Below are 18,662 nucleotides of genomic sequence, written 5' to 3'. Positions count from 1 at the left end.
TAATCAATTTTTTTTCTTACGAATATCCACAGCTTGTCTCTTTTTAAAGGATCGCAGGATTCAACAATCTTGAATTCCCAGAAAACGGAAAGGCGATCGCTGTTTTAATAACGACCTATTAAGCAGCGATCGCTCTTTAGAATGGGGAAGAATGGAGAGGCGATCGCTTTTTAGAATGGGAAAGGAAGGCGATCGCTTTTTAGAATGGGAAAGGAAGGCGATCGCTTTTAAACACGGGGAGAATGGAAAGGCGATCGCTTTTGGGAATGAGAAGGGAAGGGGCGATTCGCTTTTTAATATTAGAGATGAGAGAGGGCGATCGCGTTTTCAATGGACAATTATCAACTATCAATTAACAGGCGTTTTGAATAGACAATGGATAGGCGATCGCTGAGCATTAATAACAGATAACTCGGTGATTTGCTCAGGAGAAATGCCTAATTCTCGCTGCAAGATCTGAGGAATAAGGGTTTCGGGCTGTTGTTCGGGCAGCAATCTTCCCCCTGGAAAATCGAGGGTTGTTATGCCAAGACCTGGGCGATAGAAAGACCTTGGTAATAAAAAACGATCCTGGCTTGATGGCGAGAGATCGACATTGGCCTTCTGAATCGGCAGAATAATCAAAGAGTCAGCTTTTTCTACTCGCCAATACTCTAAAGTAGCCTGTTGATCATCCTGACTTTTCCCGTTAAGTGCGGATTGCAAGCTGCCAGCCTTGGCAAAGGTCATGCAACTTCAACCAACCGCGCCAAAGGACTTGGATACCGAGAGGAGTTTTACGACGATGTTCAAGATAACCACCAAGAAAAGCAACAGACTCGACAGCCCAAGCAACAGTCAAAATAGGGGGAAGTTTTTGAGAGGCGGCTGCTTTTAACACCTGAAGTTGAAGAGGATTAAGAATTTCAATCGCGAGAGCATCGGGCTGGGTACGATGAAGATAAGTAACGTGTAAAAGTTCAACAGCAATGACACTTAAAAAACCCAAAAGAGTTTTCATTCCATCAGAGGCAAGTCGATAACGCTCACTCTGACAACCAGACTTAAGGACTTTATGAAATTCTTCAACCCGCCATCGGTAGGTGTACCAACGAAGAATAGTGACAGCCATCTCAATAGTCTCAACAACTTCTGTAGTCAGAAGCATCCAAGATAAAGGAGTTTCGCCTTCGGGACAATCGATTTCTGTCGCATAAACAGCATAGACATTCAACGGGTCACGATTATCAAAACGATAGGGAGTTCGTAGATTAACTGAGCAAAATCGGACGGCAAGCTTAACCTTCCGTGCTTTTCTTTTTCCTGTACTCGGAATCTCGATTTCTTGATGAAAACGAATCGGTTCTGATTCCAAATGTTGCCAAAGTCGTTCACTATTTTTGTCTAAACTACGATTATGAGACGCTCTGACCAGCACTCCTGTATGCTTGAGTTGACGCACTGAGTCAAAGACTTCTGAAACATCTCCTTCTCTGTCAAATACATGAATTACCCTCGTTGAACTTTCTACCTGTTTCTCACAGGTGTTTAGAGCCTCTACCCATTTGTAGGATTCTTTTTCCTCAAATGGTCTTTGACGAGCTGCTTTTCTTTGTTCTTTCTGTCTTTCTTTTTTCTGCTTCGCCGTTTCATCTGTTGGGGGCTTTTCTTTTACCTCCCTATTCCACAGTTTTTGCCATAATAAACCTAATACTTGTCCTTTTTCTGGCTCAATTGCTAAAGCACTATGCAGTATTAATCCATTCCCTCCTTTTCCAGTCGGCCCATACCCTTCCCTTTTTTCCTTGATATTGCGATAATCTAAGAAGGTCGTATCTCCGACTGATAGCATTATCTTATATTCTTCTACGGCGGCAGTTGTCATTTCACAGTGCGGCTCTATTATCTTGACAAAGTCTGTTTTCGGATTCCCAAAAATTCATAGGCCCTCTTTAACTCGTTTCCTCCCTTAAACACTTCTGATAAGGCTTTTCCAAACCCCTCACTTAACTTTTTCCCAATCGAGAAGGCACGATTGTTTAGCCTCTCGTCTCCCAATTCACAACTGGCAAAGTTTTTTGTCCACCATTCCAACATTTTTTGACCTGCCCTTTAAGATTTTCTCCATTTTACAGTCTCATACTCCCTTCATCCTTTGTTTTTGAAATTTGAACGATAAGCGGGATGATGGCTTCAGAATATTTTTTTCCTGTCAAGAGAATCATTACTCAAACCCTTGCCAGATAAAGCCTCTAGAAGTTTGCATTGCTGGATTTTGGACTTAACGGGAAAAGTCAGGTTGATCATCTTGCCATTTTTCTCCAATCAGTGTTAACCAGGGAGACTTAATTTCAACAAAACGGTTTAAACAAGTCCAATTCATATTCAATTCACTTTGCTTTTCCTAGAATAAAATTGCCTAATTAGGGTCTGCTGAAAAAGTCCACAAAACGAACCTAGATGCCACAGGAGGCGAAAAATGGTGACTTCAGAGAGTAGTTTCCAATTTCAACCCCCAGTTTTCCAACGACGTGCATGGGCTTTGAGCCTCCAAAGGCCATAACCTTGCACCTGATCGTTTTTAAAATGCTTGAAAGCATTATCTGGCAAGGGTTCTATACTTATTCAGCAAGCCCTAATTATCTACCTTATAACGGCGTGGAAGATTACTAATTAACAATCCGATAATTCCCATATTAATCAAAATATCAGCTACATTAAAAATTGGAAAATGAATCCATCGAAAATCTAAAAAATCAACCACCTGTCCCCAGAGAAAACGGTCTATACCATTGCCCAAGGCTCCGGCTAAAATACAACCATAGGCAAACTGTTCGAGTCGAGATATTTTAGGGACTCTGCTAACAAAAATAATTAAGCCAATACTCACCCCTAGAGATAACCATTTTAACCAACCTGATCCACCCCGAAAAGCACTAAAGGCGGCTCCTGAATTTAAGACATAGGTAAGATGAAAGATAGTTGGAATTAGTGGCAAGGTGGTTCCAGGTTGTTGAAGATGACCGACTATCCAGTGTTTAGTTATTTGATCTAAAAATAGACCAGCGATCGCCACTAACCAGAATAGAGATTTTTTTCTCATTATTGATTAAATTAATCTATTATCAACGCTTGCCAAAATCACTCACAATAATACTCTCAATTAAGATTCTCAAAGTTAATAGAAAAGTAATTTACGAATAAAAAAAGCTAAGACTGCGCTCAAACAAACCAGAATAATTTGTCCGGGTAAGGCAACCAGAGAAAAATTAAAAATTGCTGTTGGCAAGTTCTCCCAGGTCAAAATAGGAGGACTGGGAATTTTTGCCAGGGTTAGAAAAATTAAGTAGCAAATACCAATGCCATGAATCACCCCTAGCCCCGCTAAGGAACTAAAGGCCAAACCTTCGATCTTAGCTTTGTCCTGAAAAGCCAAAAAGCCGCACAGCCAAGCCCCTGGCACAAATCCTAAAATAAACCCAAAACTGGGTTCCTGCCAATAATTCCAGCCTCCCCCATGACCAAAAATCGGTAGCCAAGCCAACCCCAACAGAATATAAGCCACCTGGGAAAGAGCACCAGCATTCTTGCCGCCCAGACAGCCTGTTAGAAGAACGGCCCCAATTTGGTAGGTAATCCCTAGAGAATGAGAATAAATGCCCTTATTCATCCACTCCCAGGGCGGATTGGTAATAAAGGCCTCAACAAACGTGCTTAAAATGGTTAAAAGCAGGCCGATCGCCGCCCAAAGCATTTCCAGGGGAAAGGATACCTTCATGGGAGAAGGTGTATCGTTGTCAGACTTGGCAAGATTGGGATCAGGATTGATATTCACCGGGAATGGGCGCGTCTCCCCCAACTAATCCGAGGGACTCTAACATGGCACGATCCTGTTCTGCGGGTTGGCCCAGGGTCGTCAAATAATTTCCTACCAACATAGCATTAATACCAGCCTTTAATCCCAGGTTTTGTAAGCTTCCCATAATGGCTTCCCGTCCTCCGGCATAACGCAGGATTTGCTCCGGTAAGATACAACGAAAAATGGCGATCGCTTTCAGGGCTTCGTAGGGATCCAGATGGGGGCGATCAGCGAGGGGTGTACCTTGACGGGCATTAAGCAAATTTAAGGGTACGGATTCCACTTCAAGCTCCCGTAGAGCCAGGGCCAGATCAATGCGATTTTCCCAACTTTCCCCCATCCCCAAAATTCCCCCCGTACAGGCTTGAATTCCCGCCGCTTTCAGATTTTTAATCGTGCGTACCCGATCTTGCCAGCTATGGGTGGTGACAATTTCAGGATAAAAACTTTCTGACGCTTCTAGATTGTGGTTATAGCGAGTTACGCCTGCTTCCCGTAGAGCCTCGGCCTGTTCTGAACTCACTTCCCCTAGAGCGCAACAGGGTTTAATGTCAGTTTGCTCTACAATTTGACGCACTGTCTCTAAAATCGTGGCAAATTCCTGGGATTTGGGACTGTTGTAAAGTGGGCCACGACCTTGACTCACTAAACAAAAGCGTTTTGCCCCGGCTGCGGCTGCGGCCTTGGCCTGTTCTAAAATTTCGGACTGGCTTTTGAGTCCATAGATGGGGGAATCGGGGTTGGGATGATGGACTGATTGGGAGCAGTAGCCACAATTTTCAGAACAGTTACCAGACTTGACATTGATAATGCTACAGAGATCAACCACGTTGCCACAGCAAGCTTGACGGATCTGATCAGCCGCTTCACAGAGTAACAAAATCGCTGCTTGCCCTTCGATGCGACTAAGAGCCAAAGCCTGTTCCTTATTTAGCCTTTCCCCCCCAATAATCCGTTGCGCCAAGTCTGCTAACCAAGATTTTAAAGCCTCTAACCCTGAAGGTGGCTCGAAAGAAACTGTGACGGTGGGAGAAGGGGGAAATGTTGTAACCACGTTAATATACCGAACCTGTCGTTGACAATTAATCTGTATTTTATCACTGGACTGATCCAGCTTTAAGTTCTTGACCAATCTACTCTATCTGCCTCAATCAGGATCTGAACTCGTCCAGTTATTGATAAAAGTTCATGATTTTAATAATGTTAAATTAATTTACAATCAATACAGTTATTTGTTAATCATGTTATCAACTCGTTCCTGAAGGGCTAATTGAATTAAAGAACGCAGCAGAAATAAACTGAATAATCCGGCTAATCCAAATCCCATTACCGCCCATTTGACATAAATCGTGGAAACTAAAACCGAGGCTGATAGCAGCGTAAAACCGGTTAAACAGGCATAAATTAAACTTTTGATCGCCAGATGAATTCGTTTTAAGAGGCGATCGCTTTCCATGGAGCGAATCCGAAATTGTAGTTCCCCCCGTTCAATTTTTCCCTCTAGCGTTTGCATGAACTGCTCACTTCGGTTGGGACGTTGAAATTGAGCCATCATAAAACCTTGGACTTGTTGAATAATCGTAGCGAATAGAGAGGCTTTCGGACTAGTTGTAGCCACACTTTGAATAAAGGGTTGACTCGCTGCAATCAAATTATAATGGGGATCGAGAGCGCGGGCGATACCGTCTAAAGTGGTCAGAGATTTAAGAATAAAGGTCATCTGAGGTGGCAGACGAAAAGGTTGTTGTTGGAACATCAGATAAACTTCATCCCCAATTTGCTCAAAGGCTCTGACATCAATGGGTTTTTCGCGGAAGTTTTCTAACAGAAAATTAATAATGCGTTTGACCGCACTCATATCACTGACTGGTTCAATCAACCCCATATAGAGCAAGGTTTCTAGGATCTTGTCCCCATCCTTACGTAAAATCGCAAAAAAGGTCTGAATCATTTGATCTTTGGCAATGGTTTTTACTTCTGCCATGGTGCCAAAATCATAGAAAATCAGATCGCCCTGGGGATTGACCGCCATATTACCAGGGTGGGGATCGGATTGGAAAAAACCATCTAATAATAATTGTTTGAGATAGGAACAAATGCCGATCTGAATGACTTGATCGAGATTAATACCTTGGGCATTTAAGGTTTCTCGATCATCCACTTTGATGCCAGGTAAATATTCTAGGGTAAGAACTTTGCGAGTAGTATATTGCCAGTAAATAATCGGAACTTTAACTTGAGGATAATCACTAAAATTAACACGGAAGCGATCAGCATTTTTGCCTTCGTGGATATAGTCAATTTCCTGAAATAATAGCCCAAAAAATTCCTGATAAATGGCTTCGATATCATATTTTTGAGCAAATTTTTTAAAGCCAGGTAGCCATCGTTTAGCTAGTCGTATGCCTTGGTGCAACATTTCAAAATCGGAGTTTAAGAGGGACTCTAGCCCCGGACGCTGCACCTTAATCACGATCGCCTCGCCCGTCGGTAAAATGCCACGATGGACTTGCCCTAAACTAGCAGAGGCCAAGGGAAAAGGCTCAAAAGAGTGGAAAAGCTGATCGATAGGCTGATTCAGTTCGGTTTCAATGACCGCGATCGCCGTTTGGGAATCAAAAGGAGGGACTCGATCTTGTAGTTGACTCAGGGACTGAATATATTCTGGGGGAATTAAATCGGCACGGGTAGAAAGGGACTGCCCAATTTTGATAAAAGTTGGCCCTAATTCGAGTAAACGGTTCACTAACCAATTAGCCCGACGTTGGCGTTGAGCAGAAGAGCGATCGCCTCGCCAGGAATCCCACAACAAAAAAGCGGCAAAGGTAATCGCCACTTTCATCAAGGTTAACTGTCGCTGCCAGGGAGAATCAGAAACCCTTTGCCACAACACAGATTGATCGGGAGGGAACTGAATCACCATAGAACCGGAGGAATTATTTCGCCAAGCTTTTTTGGGGAAGAACCAATACAAAAATAATAGAACAAAAATCAGGGCTATCAGTGGGTTCGCAAATTACATCTATCGTACCATTGAGTTGTTCGACCAGCGTTTTAACGATTGTTAACCCCAAGCCAATGCCTGGAATCGCGTCATCAATTGTCCACTGCTCTCGGTAAAAGGGATCAAAAAGATATTTTAGATGTTTCGGGGGGATATGATGGGAAAAATTACGGCAGTACACTGTCACCTTATTCGAGTCTGTCTCTAAATGGTCTTGAATTTCTAATTGAATCGGAGTGTGGGGCAAAGCGAATTTTTCAGCATTCGTTATTAGCTCTTGCAAAATTTTCTTAAGACAGTTGATATCCACATTCACGAAAACAGTCTCCTCCGGCCATTTGGTTTTGATCTCCCGCCGTCTAGAAGCGATCGCCGCTCCTTCTTCTTGATAACGGGTTAGAAAACTTTCTAGAAAAGCAATCAGGTTAACAGACTGAAAAACCAAACTGTTCTGATCACATTTAAGGGTTCGTAACTGGAGGATTTTTTCATTGATATCGTTTAACTTGCGCCATTGCTGTTCCATCATGTCTAGCCGTTGGGTTAAAACTTCGGGCGAAGGGGGACGTTTCCGCAGCATCTCAATCCCCATCCGAATCGTCGCTAAAGGATTACGAGTCTGATCGCTCATGATGGTGACAATATTATGGATCAGTTGCTGATTCCATTGTCGTTGCTGTTCTAACTGTTGGCGAGTGGCCTCGATCCAAACACGAAAAAGGGGACTTTCCTCCGAGCCTAGACTACGGGTTGGAATCGTCATTTGGGTTTGGATAATGTAATAAGCGATCGCCAAAGCATCCTGGATCTCTTTTAAATCTTGTTCTTCCTCTGACCAATACCTTGCCTTTGAGGAGCCAAGAATAATCATGCCATTCATGCTCCCTTGGAATTCTGTTCGTAAACTGAGCCCAGAAACTAAGGTAATCTCCTGGGGTGCGACCTCTGATTGATAAACTATTGCTGCGTAAGGATTCTGGTTGTTGCTAATTCACAACATGATTTTTGAGTGGATTCGATGAAAGCTTTGCTAGGCAAGAATTTTCCAGAGTCGAGAAGGTATCATATGAAGGTCGCACCCATCTCCTGGGTTAATTTCCACTTCCTAGAGCCAGTCGCCAGGGGATGAGACAATACAGATACGGAACTGAACTTAGTTCGTTCTACCCAGGGTTGATGCCAAAAACGGGCGGTTGTCGATAGAAGGCTTGTCTTTCCCTCTGTCCAAAGGGGTGCGACCTTTAGTTGATAAAAGCTGTTGTAATCAGGGTTCTACAGGGAACCCATATTGATCAAGTTTTGCCCAAAATTGACTCCATCGTTCCTTGGTCAATACCAAAGCTCGTAGGCTCAAAATAATTCCTGCTCCTTTTTCCTTCCATCGCATCCCTGAACAACATAATCGTTGTTTGACCAACGTCTTACAAGCTGCTTCCGTAACACCTGAACCAATCGGATACTTTTTCTCTAAGTATTCAGCATAATCCATTTGATGCTGATGATTCTCGTAATAAGTAATCGCCGCTTGTAGTTTCTCGGTAAGATTCTTAGAATGACTTTTTTCTTCTTTGACTTCTTTCATCAGATTTAGCAGTTCTCCTGCTTTTCCTTTTTCATGCTTGAGTTCTCGACAATTTTCAGTCAACCATTCTTTTTGTTTTGACACTGTATTCGGATGCAACGCTTCTGCCAAGGCACCTAAGTAACCAGAGGCATGATAGAAATCTAATATCTGTTCTTCCGTTTGCTTTTCTAAAAACTTCCAATTTGATTCTGCCCCGTCTGCTATCCCGACCAATGTTGCCTCTGGATAACGTTTTTTCGCTCGCTCAATTTCTCTTTCTAATCTTTCTAGAAAACTCTTTTTTCCATACTCTGGTGCCGCACCTAGATAGATTGTATGTTGACGTTCTCCCTCACTATCGTATAGGGAAACGGTTCCCACCATTGCTTCACGGTAGCCATCCTCACACATCAGCATACAGGTTCCATCTAATCCTATTCCCACTGTTGCAATTTGGCTATCCTCCTTGGGCGGGGCATAACTCCACGCTTCTTCTTTTGCCTGTACCACACTTCCTACTGCTTCACTCAATCTTTGGATATAGGATAGCGCTACTTTTCTACCATGATTTTCTAATAAATCATTTTTCACCTCTTTGCCTGCCATCCCTGACATTTTTGAGGATACCTGTTTTGCCAATAATGGCGTTGATGTTATGATTATCCTTGCTTCTCTTTCTAAGGGGCAATACGTTTTTCCTCCTACTGAACGCTGATATACATGACGATTCACTATAACCTCACCATAAGGTGTTTGATATTCTTTCGGTTGCTCTCCCTTACTCTTCCAGATTTCTTCACCGATTTTTAAGGGTGAACCATCTGTATCTAAATATTTCAAGGCTTCTTTGCTGGCGATGCAACCTACTTCGTTTAAGCCTTTTTGAATATTTATTTCTGTATCCAACATTGAACGACTGAGTTCTAATGTTAGTTCTATTTTTATCTTTGAACCCTCTACATTAATTAGTTTTGCTGTCATCATTGTTTCCTCTTTGTCACTTTTCATCTCATGTTAACACTTTTCTTTTCCTTCATCAACTAAAAGTCGCACCCGTCCAAAGTACTGACTGTAAGGGATTTTGTTCATTACGACCCACGACTAATAAGCAAACCTCCACTCCCAAGGCACGACCGATCATAGCAGCCATTTGGGGGAGTAACTGCTCAATTTCTGAACAATTCTGCGACAAATGGATTAGATCTTGTCCCAATAACATTCTCAATGATGATGATGATGAATAGGCCGTTAAAGCAAGCATAACTTGTTTGGAAATTAACTGGGAAAGGTTACTACCACAAACATGGGGTGATGCTCATACGGATTGTACTCCAGATCATTGACAGCACTAGTGCTTGATCTCTATAAACCCAAATCGACGGCGATGCGATGGGCACAGGCAAACCCAGAAAAAGCCACTGCATTAAGACCCTGACCCGGAAAGGTGCTATCTCCTACACAGTACAAACCTGGTACTGTGGTACGATTAAAGGGCATTCCTAACAGACCCCATAGTTTATGGCGAGGAATCGGACCATATGTTCCATCCTGTCGCCCCAGAAAACGTCGATGGGTGCGGGGAGTACCCACTTCCTGATAATCTAAACCTGCACTTAACCCTGGAAAAATTTTTTCTAAACGCTCTATCAGGCGATCGCCATCGGCTTCCTTTTTTGCTTGATATTGCTGGGGAGACAGGCCTTGCCAAGCCGTCAACCAACTGGGGGTAAAAGCATGAATAATATGATGATCCGCCGGAGCGAGACTGGGATCCAGCAGGGTTGGAATCGAAACAAAGATCGTTCCCTGTTCATCTTCCATCCGTTGCCAATCCTCTAGCAGAATATGGTGACATTCCGTTCCCAACGGCAAAACATTGGCTTGTACCCCTAGGTGTAAACTGAGAAAGCTCGGTGATTTCTGGTAGCGTTTTTGCCAATTGACTTCGGTTTTCGGTATATTCTCGGAGGACAGTAGGGAGCCAAAGGTATCCCAACGGGTCGCATTAGACACAATTCGTTGGGCCTGGTATTGACTGCCATCGGCCAACTTGACTCCTACCGCTCGACCTTTTTCTAGCAAAATTTCTGTGACTCTGGCTTTATATCGAATTTCACTGCCGGCTTTCTCTAGACCTTCCACCAGTTTTTGGGCAATTTTTCCTACCCCTCCCTTGGGATAATTAATACCGCCATAATGGCGATCGCTGAAAACCATCCCCGCATTGATCATAGGAGTGCGATCGGCGGTCACGACCGACCAGCAATAACATTCCATATCAATAAACTTCAGTAATTCTGGATCTTGAATATAGCGACGCGCAATATCACCAACATTCTGGGGTAAATATTTCACTAACCCTAAACAGGCTCCAGGCTGTTGGAAAAAAACGCGCAATAGATAACCCAATTCTTCTAGGGAAAGCAACTCCATCGCATTGAGACAATTAAACACCTGCCAGCATTGATCATAGAATTTTCGTATTCCTTGACTTTCCTTGGGAAAATGGGCTGTTAAGGCTTGCAAAAATTTTTCATAATCCCGATACACCTTCAGATCTAAACCCTGGGGCAAATGATAGTGAATTTGGACAGGATCAGGAATCGTCTCTAGGGTCATACCCACCGCAGCCAAGGCACGGGTTAACAGATTGGTAGTTCCCTGGTCGCCAAAACCGAAGATCATCGAGGCCCCCACATCAAAGCGATAACCTTCCCGTTCAAAATAGCCCGCACTACCCCCAGGAATTAAATATCGTTCCAATACCAATACTTTTGCCCCTTTCGCCGCCAGTTGAGTCGCTGTTACCAACCCACCAATGCCGGAACCGATCACAATCACGTCATACGCCGAGGCGTTCATACCACTACCATCCAAATTGACTCCGATTGTCTAGTTTACGCTAAAAAAAACGGGGGAGAACTCGATTTTTTGGCCGAGTCATCCCACCCCCCGAATCCTTGAGAAGAGAACACTATGTTATTCATCCTAAGATTAATGATAAATAATGTCAATAAACTTGCAAAACTTTCTCAATAATTGATGAGGGACAAGAGCGTTCTTGGTCGTTAACCTGGGTTAAGCGATTAAGCTGTCGCGCATTTACAGTGCATGGTGGTTTTGCTAAAAGTTCTGCAACAAGGGGCTTAAGCCCCTTGCCCATATGCGTTTGAGATGATTAACAGCCTATCCTAAGAGGGGGTTTTTGATTCCAAGGAGTCGCTTTTTCTGTAGATTGATCCCCTTTGAAGTAATCTATAGTTTTAAATCTCATGGCAGCCATTAACCTATGTATTTTTTGATTCCTGCTGCGGGTATGGGGAAACGCATGGGCAGCGATCGCAATAAGCTGTTATTGACCCTCCTCGAAAAACCCCTCTTAGCTTGGACATTATTGGCAGCGGAGGCATCCCGTCAGATTGAATGGATTGGCATTATGGGGCAGCCTTCGGATTTTGCCGCCATTGAGGAGGTATTACAAACGCTAACCCTCACGAAACCCGTTACTCTCATTCAGGGTGGCGATACCCGTCAGGCTTCTGTGTTTAATGGTTTAAAAGCTCTACCGTCAGAGGCAAAATCGGTATTAATTCATGATGGAGCCAGATGTTTAGCAACGCCTGATTTACTTGATCGATGTGCTTTGGCGATCGCCGATTGTCAGGGCTTAATCGCGGCGGTTCCAGTCAAAGATACGATTAAGGTGGTGGATGAACAGGGCTGGATTCAAAGTACACCGGATCGAAATTATCTCTGGGCAGCCCAAACTCCTCAAGGTTTTGATGTCAAATTACTCATGGAATGTCATGAAAAGGGAGCGGACTTGGGATGGGAAGTGACCGATGATGCGGCCCTATTTGAAAAGTGTCAATTACCCGTCAAAATTGTCTTAGGAGAGGAAACAAACCTGAAAATTACCACGCCGGTTGATCTGGCGATCGCTGAATTTATCCTGCGGCAACGTTTAAACTAATCGCTAAATTAACGGTTCTCTGACTTTAATGCCATTACGTTCAATGATATAGGCGGGGATTCCGACCACCACACAATTGGAAGGCACATCTTTCACGACTACCGCATTGGCCCCAATCGTCACATTATCGCCAACCACGATCGCCCCTAACACCTTCGCTCCGGCGGTGACACGCACATTATCCCCCAAACGTGGCCGTCCCGTTCGATCCTGATGACCAATCGTCACTTGCTGATTAACCCAACAATTTTTTCCCAGATCCGCCATAACAATCGTGCTAAAACCGTGCTGAATGAACAGTCCCGCCCCAATATTGCAGGAATAATCGAGAAACAAAGAGGGACAAGGGCGATAGATCACTTTGCAGATCATTATCCCTAACCGGCCAGCAAAATTTCCCTTAAAAAGACGAAAATAATACAAGTTACGAAACTCTGGGGCCGATTGCAACAATACTAATAATTGAAAAAAAATAGTTCGACTGGGTAAATTTAATAGCTGTTGCCAGCGTTGTACATCCAAGCGAATAATCGTTTTTTCGGTGGAGACTAAAAAGGGTAATATTAAGGGCAATACCCAAAAAATTTGTAAACTAAAAATTAATTGTTTTAAAAGTTCTTTGATCATGGTTGATATCAATTCTGAAACAATGTTTACTCCGACGGTATCAGTGATTATTCCCCTATACAATGCGGAAAAGGATTTACCTGACTTATTAACCTGTTTGTGGAACCAAACCTATCCATTATCCCAGGTAGAATATTGTTTAATTAATAATAATAGTCAAGATCGAACAAGTCAACTATTAGCATCGGCTCAAATCGAGGCCAATAAAAAAGGAATTACGATTAAAGTTGAGCAGGAAAATACAATTCAAAGTTCCTACGCAGCCCGCAATCAAGGCATTCGGCAGACAACGGGGGAAATCATTGCCTTTACCGATGGAGATTGTCGTCCGATTGAGGATTGGTTAACCGCTTTAGTCCAACCTTTGCAAAGGCCGACTATTGGCATGGTGGCTGGAGAAATCCAAGCTCTACCAGATCCGAGTGTATTTGCCAAATATGCGGAACATTATGGGGTTTTGTCCCCAAAATTTGCACTAAATCACCCCTTTTATCCCTACGGACAGACGGCTAATTTAGCCCTACGTCGCTCCATTCTTCAGCAAGTCGGATTATTTCGTCCCTATCTTACTACTGGCGGAGATGCCGATCTTTGTTGGCGTATTCAACAAAAGACAGATTGGCAAATAACCTTTGCACCCCAGGCGATCGCCTACCATCGACATCGGGATAATTGGTCAGCTTTCTATCAACAATGGCAACGCTATGGAGAATCAAATCGTTATCTTCAGGAACTGCATGGTATTAATTTGGCGAGAGAATTTAGTTGGTCAGAGGCCATTTATCGACTAGGGCGTTGGCTTGTAAAGGAAATTCCCCAAACTCGTTTAGCTGATCCTATTGAAATTTGGAAAACACCAATTGAATTATTAGGATTTTATGCCAGAACCCAAGGACAAAAACGATCGCGGTTAAGGGATCAGGCCACTATCATTGCCTATGATTAAGCTACGATTAGCAGCGATCGCCTTTCTCTAACGAACCGGCCAAAGATTATGCCACCAGGGTTGGGATTGACCCTCCATAAATTGAATCCGTTTACGAATATCGCTTAAATGCCAGCCGGTTAATTGGGCTAGGGTTTGAGCTTCTTTTTCCTGGCGATCGCGTACCGTTTGGCGATAGGTTCGGGCCGCATCACAGTTCATTTCACCGCGATAGGGACGACGCAATACATAGCGACCTTGAAAAGAATTTTGATTAGCAGTGGTTTGAAATTGCAAATCTTCTGGAAATTTATCGAGAGTATAACGCAAATGCAGACGACTGATAAAAACCGTTGAAACAGGACTCTCTAACCAAAATACCCCTGCTTTTTTCAGTTCTTCAGGAGTGAGAGGATTGGCTGAACAGGGATCACAATTATTCATATTCCAAGCATATTCTAGAAAAACGGCATTTCTACCGGCTCGCTGATAGCTAGTTTTAAACATGGCTTGGTAAAAACCGCTAAATTCCTGCTGCACAAATTCAGGGATATCTTCATCGCTGGGAATTTTGACTGTGCGATAATTAGTCACTTCGGCAGCTCCCTTCGGAGACAAGACATAAACCATTAAATCCTGAGGCCCCTTGGCATTGACCATACCGAGACGAATAGGCAACATAAACTTAGGCGATTCATAGGCCATCATCAAGGGTCGTAGTGATTGAAAACCGTTGCGAGCATATTCTTTTAAATTAACTTTTGCTACAAAAAATTTAAGACCCTGTTTAATATAGGGATGTAAAACCTGACTGGCTCCCTGGGGAATTTTATAATCATTTTGAGTTAACCAGGTTTCCAATCCCTTAGATTCCTTGGCACTCAGAATTAAAATATCGTATTCTCCCACAGAAAATTTTGCCTCAATTTTCACCCCTAATGCCTCATTACTGCGAGCCGCTTTACTAGCCGGAGCATTATTCAAAGCTCCCCTGGTCATCATATCTGACTCCATCATCGGATAGGGTTGACAGGGATTGTTATCAAAATATTCCACCAAACGAGGCGCACTAAACGCATCTAATCGTTCTAAAATTTGGCGATCGCCGACATTAACTTGCTCTTTTTGTAAGACAACAGGAACCGGAACCACGAGGGCAAAATCCTTGGCTTCTCCTTGGTAATCATTCGCCATTGTTAAAATAGTTCGTTGGCCATCTCTGGCAATAATCACCTGGGAAGCCCGATTATAAAGACTGGTATTGGCTTTAGCCACATAGAAGCCGCAAAAGGCTAAAACAGGTTGACTAAAGAGCAGAATTGTTAAACAAAGTACAAAACTAAACAGTAAAGTCTTGAGAAAATTTTTGAGAAAACTATTCATCACATTCAAGGGAATTAAATTAACATTTAACTAACATTTCAATCTTAAAAAGAGCTAAATTGCAGGGTTTTAGCTTGCCAGGTAAAACGGGGAGCTTGCCAATGGTTATCTAACCATAAAGTCAGAGGAGAGCAGCAAAATAACGCCCAAAACATGGCTGTCGGTAAATAGAGAGTATATTGCAAGATAAAGGTTAAAATGGCGATCGCCGTGGCCCAAAGCAGACGACTCAAACGGGCATTGGGAATCGAGCGAGGATCGGTCAACATAAAAAGAGTAAAAACCAGTAAACTGCCACTACTCAAATGATGAAGCACCACCTCTGGATTCCAGCCTAACCAAATATTGCGAGCCATTTCTAGACCCCCATAGATGGCAAAAAAGACCACTGAGGTATCCCAGCGTCCCACTTTACCGAGTACCAGTCCCCCCGCCCCTAAAAAGCAGGCCAATAACCAAATTTCGGTTCCCCATTGGCCCGGCGAAACCCAAGCATCGTTGGTTAAACTCAGGGCGGCAATAATGCCAATATTGGCGGGATTAAAAAAGTGTTTACCCCTTACCTGCAATAGGAACTTACTGGCGATCGCAATACTGGCTGCTAACAAAAGGGTTGAAAAATGATTAGCTCGCAACAGCAAACACAGTCCTAAACCTGTAATCAAGGCACTTTTGAGAGAGGCAATGGTTAAGTTATTTAACCCTATTTTCCAGACTAGGGCTGGATATTGCCGCAGAGGAATTGACGCTTTTCGGGTTGCCATTAACGGTTTTAACAGCAGTAATGCGGCTTGCAGGAGCAAACAACTTAGCAGTAAACCACCCAACCAATCAGGCCTGACCGTCCAATCTCTCAAGCCGATTCCCAACAGCAAAAAGCTACTCAGAAAGCAAATTTGATAGTCCCTAGCATCTTGAAATGGCATGGAGTTCTCCTAAAAGCTGAGAAAATAAGCAAATTCTGACTCCCATCCTAGAATTAGATTCCCATTTTTCTAAGATCAGCGAGAAAATTGCAACATTTATTTAGACTCTGACTTCAGCCAACGGTTCAGCAAAATTTTGAGAAATGCGATAAATTTCGTATTAAGCTTTCGCACCTTTAAAGTGCATGGCGATTTTGTTGAAAGCTCTGTAACAAGGGGCTTAAGCCCCTTGCCTGTATGCGTTTGAGATGATTAATAGCTTAGAGCTTAAGATCTTTGGAAACGAAGGGTTTCAATCGATTGGGCCGTTAAAAAGATACCGAGAAAAATATAGGTTAAAAATAGAACAAAACTTTTGACATCGATCACCCCATTGACGAGGGTATTGTAATGCTCAAATAGTGATAGGTAAGAAAAAATTTCTCCCGCTATTCCACTCACCCGTTGAGCTACTACATCAATAATCCATAGACCTAAGACCAAGATAAAGGTCAAAATATAGGCAATAATCGAGCTTTCTGTTAACGAGGAAATAAACATTCCTAGGGATAAAATTGAGGCCGCCACTAGCACAACGGCTGAATTAGCCAAGAGAATAATGGCGATCGGTAAGGGCGGTGTCGCGGCGCTAAAAATAATACTTTGATAAATCCAGAGCGGGAACATTAAAATACTGAAAAAAGCCAATACTCCAGCCAGTTTACCCAAGGCCACTACCCAATTGGTGACAGGAGAAGTTGCCAACAGTTCTAAGGTTCCCCGTTTGCGTTCCTCGGCGTATAAACCCATCGAAAGGGCGGGTAAAAGCACTAAAATCAGAGAAATAATAACACCTAAATAGCTACTTAAAAAGTCACTGGCAATGTCAACCGGCATGGACATTCCACTTTGACGAGCAAACTCGGCGTTTTGAATAATACCTTCTAAAATTACGCCAAAGAAAATCCCCGCAATCAACCAAAAAACTCCTGCAATGATGTAGGCAAAGGGAGAGGAAAAATAGCCTGAAAACTCCTTGCGGAAAATAGCTAGAAAGTTCGCGAACAGAAGCATCATATTTTGCCAGGTAGCCGTTAAGATTTTATTCATGGTGAGGAGAATTTTCTTCAGAGGTAGGTTCTAATAAATTTTCTGCCGATAAACTAGCGGATTCTGTTTCAGCCGGCGGGAGCAAATCATCTATATCAGTCTGGTGAAGCGTATTTTCTTCCGTTGTAATCAGATTGAGGAAAACATCTTCAAGGGTGGGACGAGTGCGGCGCATTTCATAGAGTTCTAGCCCATTGTGAATTAAAATCTGGGCGATATCCTTGCCTAATTCCTGGGTAGATGCGGTTTTAATTTTAACGCTATAACGGGTTGGATTTAAGGGGGATTCAATGGTTTGAATATCAATTTGACTTAAACCAGAAATCGGTTGTAATAGCGATTCTACCTGCTCAATATTGCCACCAATTTCTAGCAAATAGCCCATATTCCCCGTGAGTTCTGAGAGCAAATTATCGGGAGTATTGGTCGCAATGATTTTACCGCGATTAATAATGGTGACGCGATCGCAGGTCATACTGACTTCCGGCAAAATGTGGGTCGAAAGAATAATCGTATGCTGTTGCGCCAAGCCCTTGATAAGGTTACGAACTTCAATAATTTGTTTCGGATCTAAACCCACCGTCGGTTCATCCAAAATAATAACAGGGGGATCATGGACGATCGCCTGGGCGATACCCACCCGTTGTTTATAACCCTTGGATAATTTGCGAATTAAAACCTTACGTTTATCGGTTAACTGACAGCGTTCAATGGCCGAACTGACTCGACTACGGCGATCGCCGGCTGCTACCCCCTTGATACTAGCCACAAAGGTTAAAAAGCCTTCCACCGTCATATCCAAATAGAGGGGCGGATTTTCGGGCAAATAGCCAATCCGTTGGCGAACCTCTAGAGACTTTTCATGAACATCAAAGCCTGCCACCCTAGCCGTGCCGGTGGTTGCTGGAATATAACCCGCCAGAATCCGCATGGTAGTTGTTTTACCCGCCCCATTCGGCCCCAAAAAGCCCAAAATTTCGCCGCTTGCCACCGAAAAATCCACATCTTGAATGGCGGCGGTTGAACCATAAATTTTGCTCAGATGTTCAACTTCAATCATGGTCAGGGTTCATCTCGAAGGATCTTGTTAGATTATTATCCCTCAACTGTTCTCTTTACAACAGTCGGTGACGTGATAAAACTGTAGATCGATTTTCGGCATAGTCAAATTTAAAAAGGAGCCAAATCAGCAGATACTTGAAAATACTTTGATATCAAGGCTTTCGTTACGTTGCAATTGGTGATGTTGTAAAATTGTAGATCGATTTTCTGAATAGTAGTCAGTTTGACCATTAGAGAGCGATCTATCTACAGATGTAGAAAACTACCAAAA

At 43.1% G+C, this 18,662-nt stretch carries 17 protein-coding genes; 2 read left to right on the top strand and 15 right to left on the bottom strand.

Annotated elements, in window-relative coordinates; all coding sequences use genetic code 11:
- Positions 1–348 precede the first annotated feature (348 nt).
- From KA717_07040 to crtH, 10 genes are all read right to left on the bottom strand, one after another.
- Positions 349–729, bottom strand: coding sequence for a hypothetical protein (locus KA717_07040; protein ID UXE62508.1), 381 nt, complete (start codon positions 727–729; stop codon positions 349–351).
- Positions 689–1,864: an IS4 family transposase gene (locus tag KA717_07035; protein ID UXE62507.1), complete on the bottom strand. Its 1,176-nt coding sequence runs from the start codon at positions 1,862–1,864 to the stop codon at positions 689–691. Before KA717_07035 ends, KA717_07040 begins: the two co-directional genes overlap by 41 nt.
- Positions 1,865–1,881: 17 nt before the next feature.
- Positions 1,882–2,076: a transposase gene (locus KA717_07030; GenBank protein ID UXE62506.1), complete on the bottom strand. Its 195-nt coding sequence runs from the start codon at positions 2,074–2,076 to the stop codon at positions 1,882–1,884.
- Between the two features lie 538 nt (positions 2,077–2,614).
- Positions 2,615–3,082 carry a signal peptidase II gene (lspA, locus tag KA717_07025; GenBank protein UXE62505.1) on the bottom strand — a complete coding sequence of 156 codons (468 nt, stop codon included), beginning with the start codon at positions 3,080–3,082 and terminating at the stop codon, positions 2,615–2,617.
- Between the two features lie 75 nt (positions 3,083–3,157).
- Positions 3,158–3,814: a biotin transporter BioY gene (locus KA717_07020; GenBank protein ID UXE62504.1), complete on the bottom strand. Its 657-nt coding sequence runs from the start codon at positions 3,812–3,814 to the stop codon at positions 3,158–3,160.
- Complete coding sequence (bioB, locus tag KA717_07015; protein UXE64577.1) at positions 3,798–4,898, bottom strand: biotin synthase BioB; 1,101 nt, start codon at positions 4,896–4,898, stop codon at positions 3,798–3,800. Before bioB ends, KA717_07020 begins: the two co-directional genes overlap by 17 nt.
- 168 nt (positions 4,899–5,066) lie before the next feature.
- The gene (locus KA717_07010) at positions 5,067–6,761 is read right to left on the bottom strand and encodes an AarF/ABC1/UbiB kinase family protein (GenBank protein ID UXE62503.1); all 1,695 of its coding nucleotides are present in this window, start codon (positions 6,759–6,761) and stop codon (positions 5,067–5,069) included.
- 13 nt (positions 6,762–6,774) lie between these two features.
- Positions 6,775–7,722 carry a HAMP domain-containing histidine kinase gene (locus KA717_07005; protein ID UXE62502.1) on the bottom strand — a complete coding sequence of 316 codons (948 nt, stop codon included), beginning with the start codon at positions 7,720–7,722 and terminating at the stop codon, positions 6,775–6,777.
- Positions 7,723–8,106: 384 nt separating this feature from the next.
- Positions 8,107–9,387 (bottom strand): ISKra4 family transposase, encoded by a 1,281-nt coding sequence (locus KA717_07000; GenBank protein UXE64576.1) that lies wholly within the window; start codon positions 9,385–9,387, stop codon positions 8,107–8,109.
- Between the two features lie 381 nt (positions 9,388–9,768).
- Complete coding sequence (crtH, locus tag KA717_06995; GenBank protein ID UXE62501.1) at positions 9,769–11,268, bottom strand: carotene isomerase; 1,500 nt, start codon at positions 11,266–11,268, stop codon at positions 9,769–9,771.
- Between the two features lie 427 nt (positions 11,269–11,695).
- Here crtH and ispD point away from each other — a divergent pair, with 427 nt between their 5' ends.
- Positions 11,696–12,379, top strand: a complete 684-nt coding sequence (gene ispD, locus KA717_06990; protein UXE62500.1) for a 2-C-methyl-D-erythritol 4-phosphate cytidylyltransferase — start codon at positions 11,696–11,698, stop codon at positions 12,377–12,379.
- A gap of 3 nt (positions 12,380–12,382) precedes the next feature.
- Here the strand turns inward: ispD and KA717_06985 are convergent, their stop codons facing one another.
- Positions 12,383–13,006: a serine acetyltransferase gene (locus KA717_06985; protein ID UXE62499.1), complete on the bottom strand. Its 624-nt coding sequence runs from the start codon at positions 13,004–13,006 to the stop codon at positions 12,383–12,385.
- A gap of 22 nt (positions 13,007–13,028) precedes the next feature.
- Between KA717_06985 and KA717_06980 the strand changes: the two genes are divergently transcribed.
- Complete coding sequence (locus tag KA717_06980) at positions 13,029–13,952, top strand: glycosyltransferase (GenBank protein UXE62498.1); 924 nt, start codon at positions 13,029–13,031, stop codon at positions 13,950–13,952.
- Positions 13,953–13,979: 27 nt separating this feature from the next.
- Here the strand turns inward: KA717_06980 and KA717_06975 are convergent, their stop codons facing one another.
- The 4 genes from KA717_06975 to KA717_06960 all read right to left on the bottom strand — a co-directional run bounded on the left by KA717_06975 (position 13,980) and on the right by KA717_06960 (position 18,389).
- Complete coding sequence (locus tag KA717_06975; GenBank protein ID UXE64575.1) at positions 13,980–15,314, bottom strand: DUF2330 domain-containing protein; 1,335 nt, start codon at positions 15,312–15,314, stop codon at positions 13,980–13,982.
- A 44-nt stretch (positions 15,315–15,358) separates the two neighbouring features.
- A complete protein-coding gene (locus KA717_06970) occupies positions 15,359–16,078 on the bottom strand; it encodes an RnfABCDGE type electron transport complex subunit D (protein UXE62497.1) in 720 nt (239 codons plus the stop codon).
- 429 nt (positions 16,079–16,507) lie between these two features.
- Positions 16,508–17,329, bottom strand: a complete 822-nt coding sequence (locus KA717_06965) for an ABC transporter permease (GenBank protein ID UXE62496.1) — start codon at positions 17,327–17,329, stop codon at positions 16,508–16,510.
- Positions 17,322–18,389 carry an ABC transporter ATP-binding protein gene (locus KA717_06960; protein UXE62495.1) on the bottom strand — a complete coding sequence of 356 codons (1,068 nt, stop codon included), beginning with the start codon at positions 18,387–18,389 and terminating at the stop codon, positions 17,322–17,324. Before KA717_06960 ends, KA717_06965 begins: the two co-directional genes overlap by 8 nt.
- Positions 18,390–18,662: the final 273 nt, after the last annotated feature.

It is taken from the genome of Woronichinia naegeliana WA131, assembly GCA_025370055.1.
GTDB lineage: Bacteria > Cyanobacteriota > Cyanobacteriia > Cyanobacteriales > Microcystaceae > Woronichinia > Woronichinia naegeliana.
The sequence above is the reverse complement of the archived record's forward strand: the minus strand, read 5'-3'. Positions and strand labels throughout refer to the sequence as shown.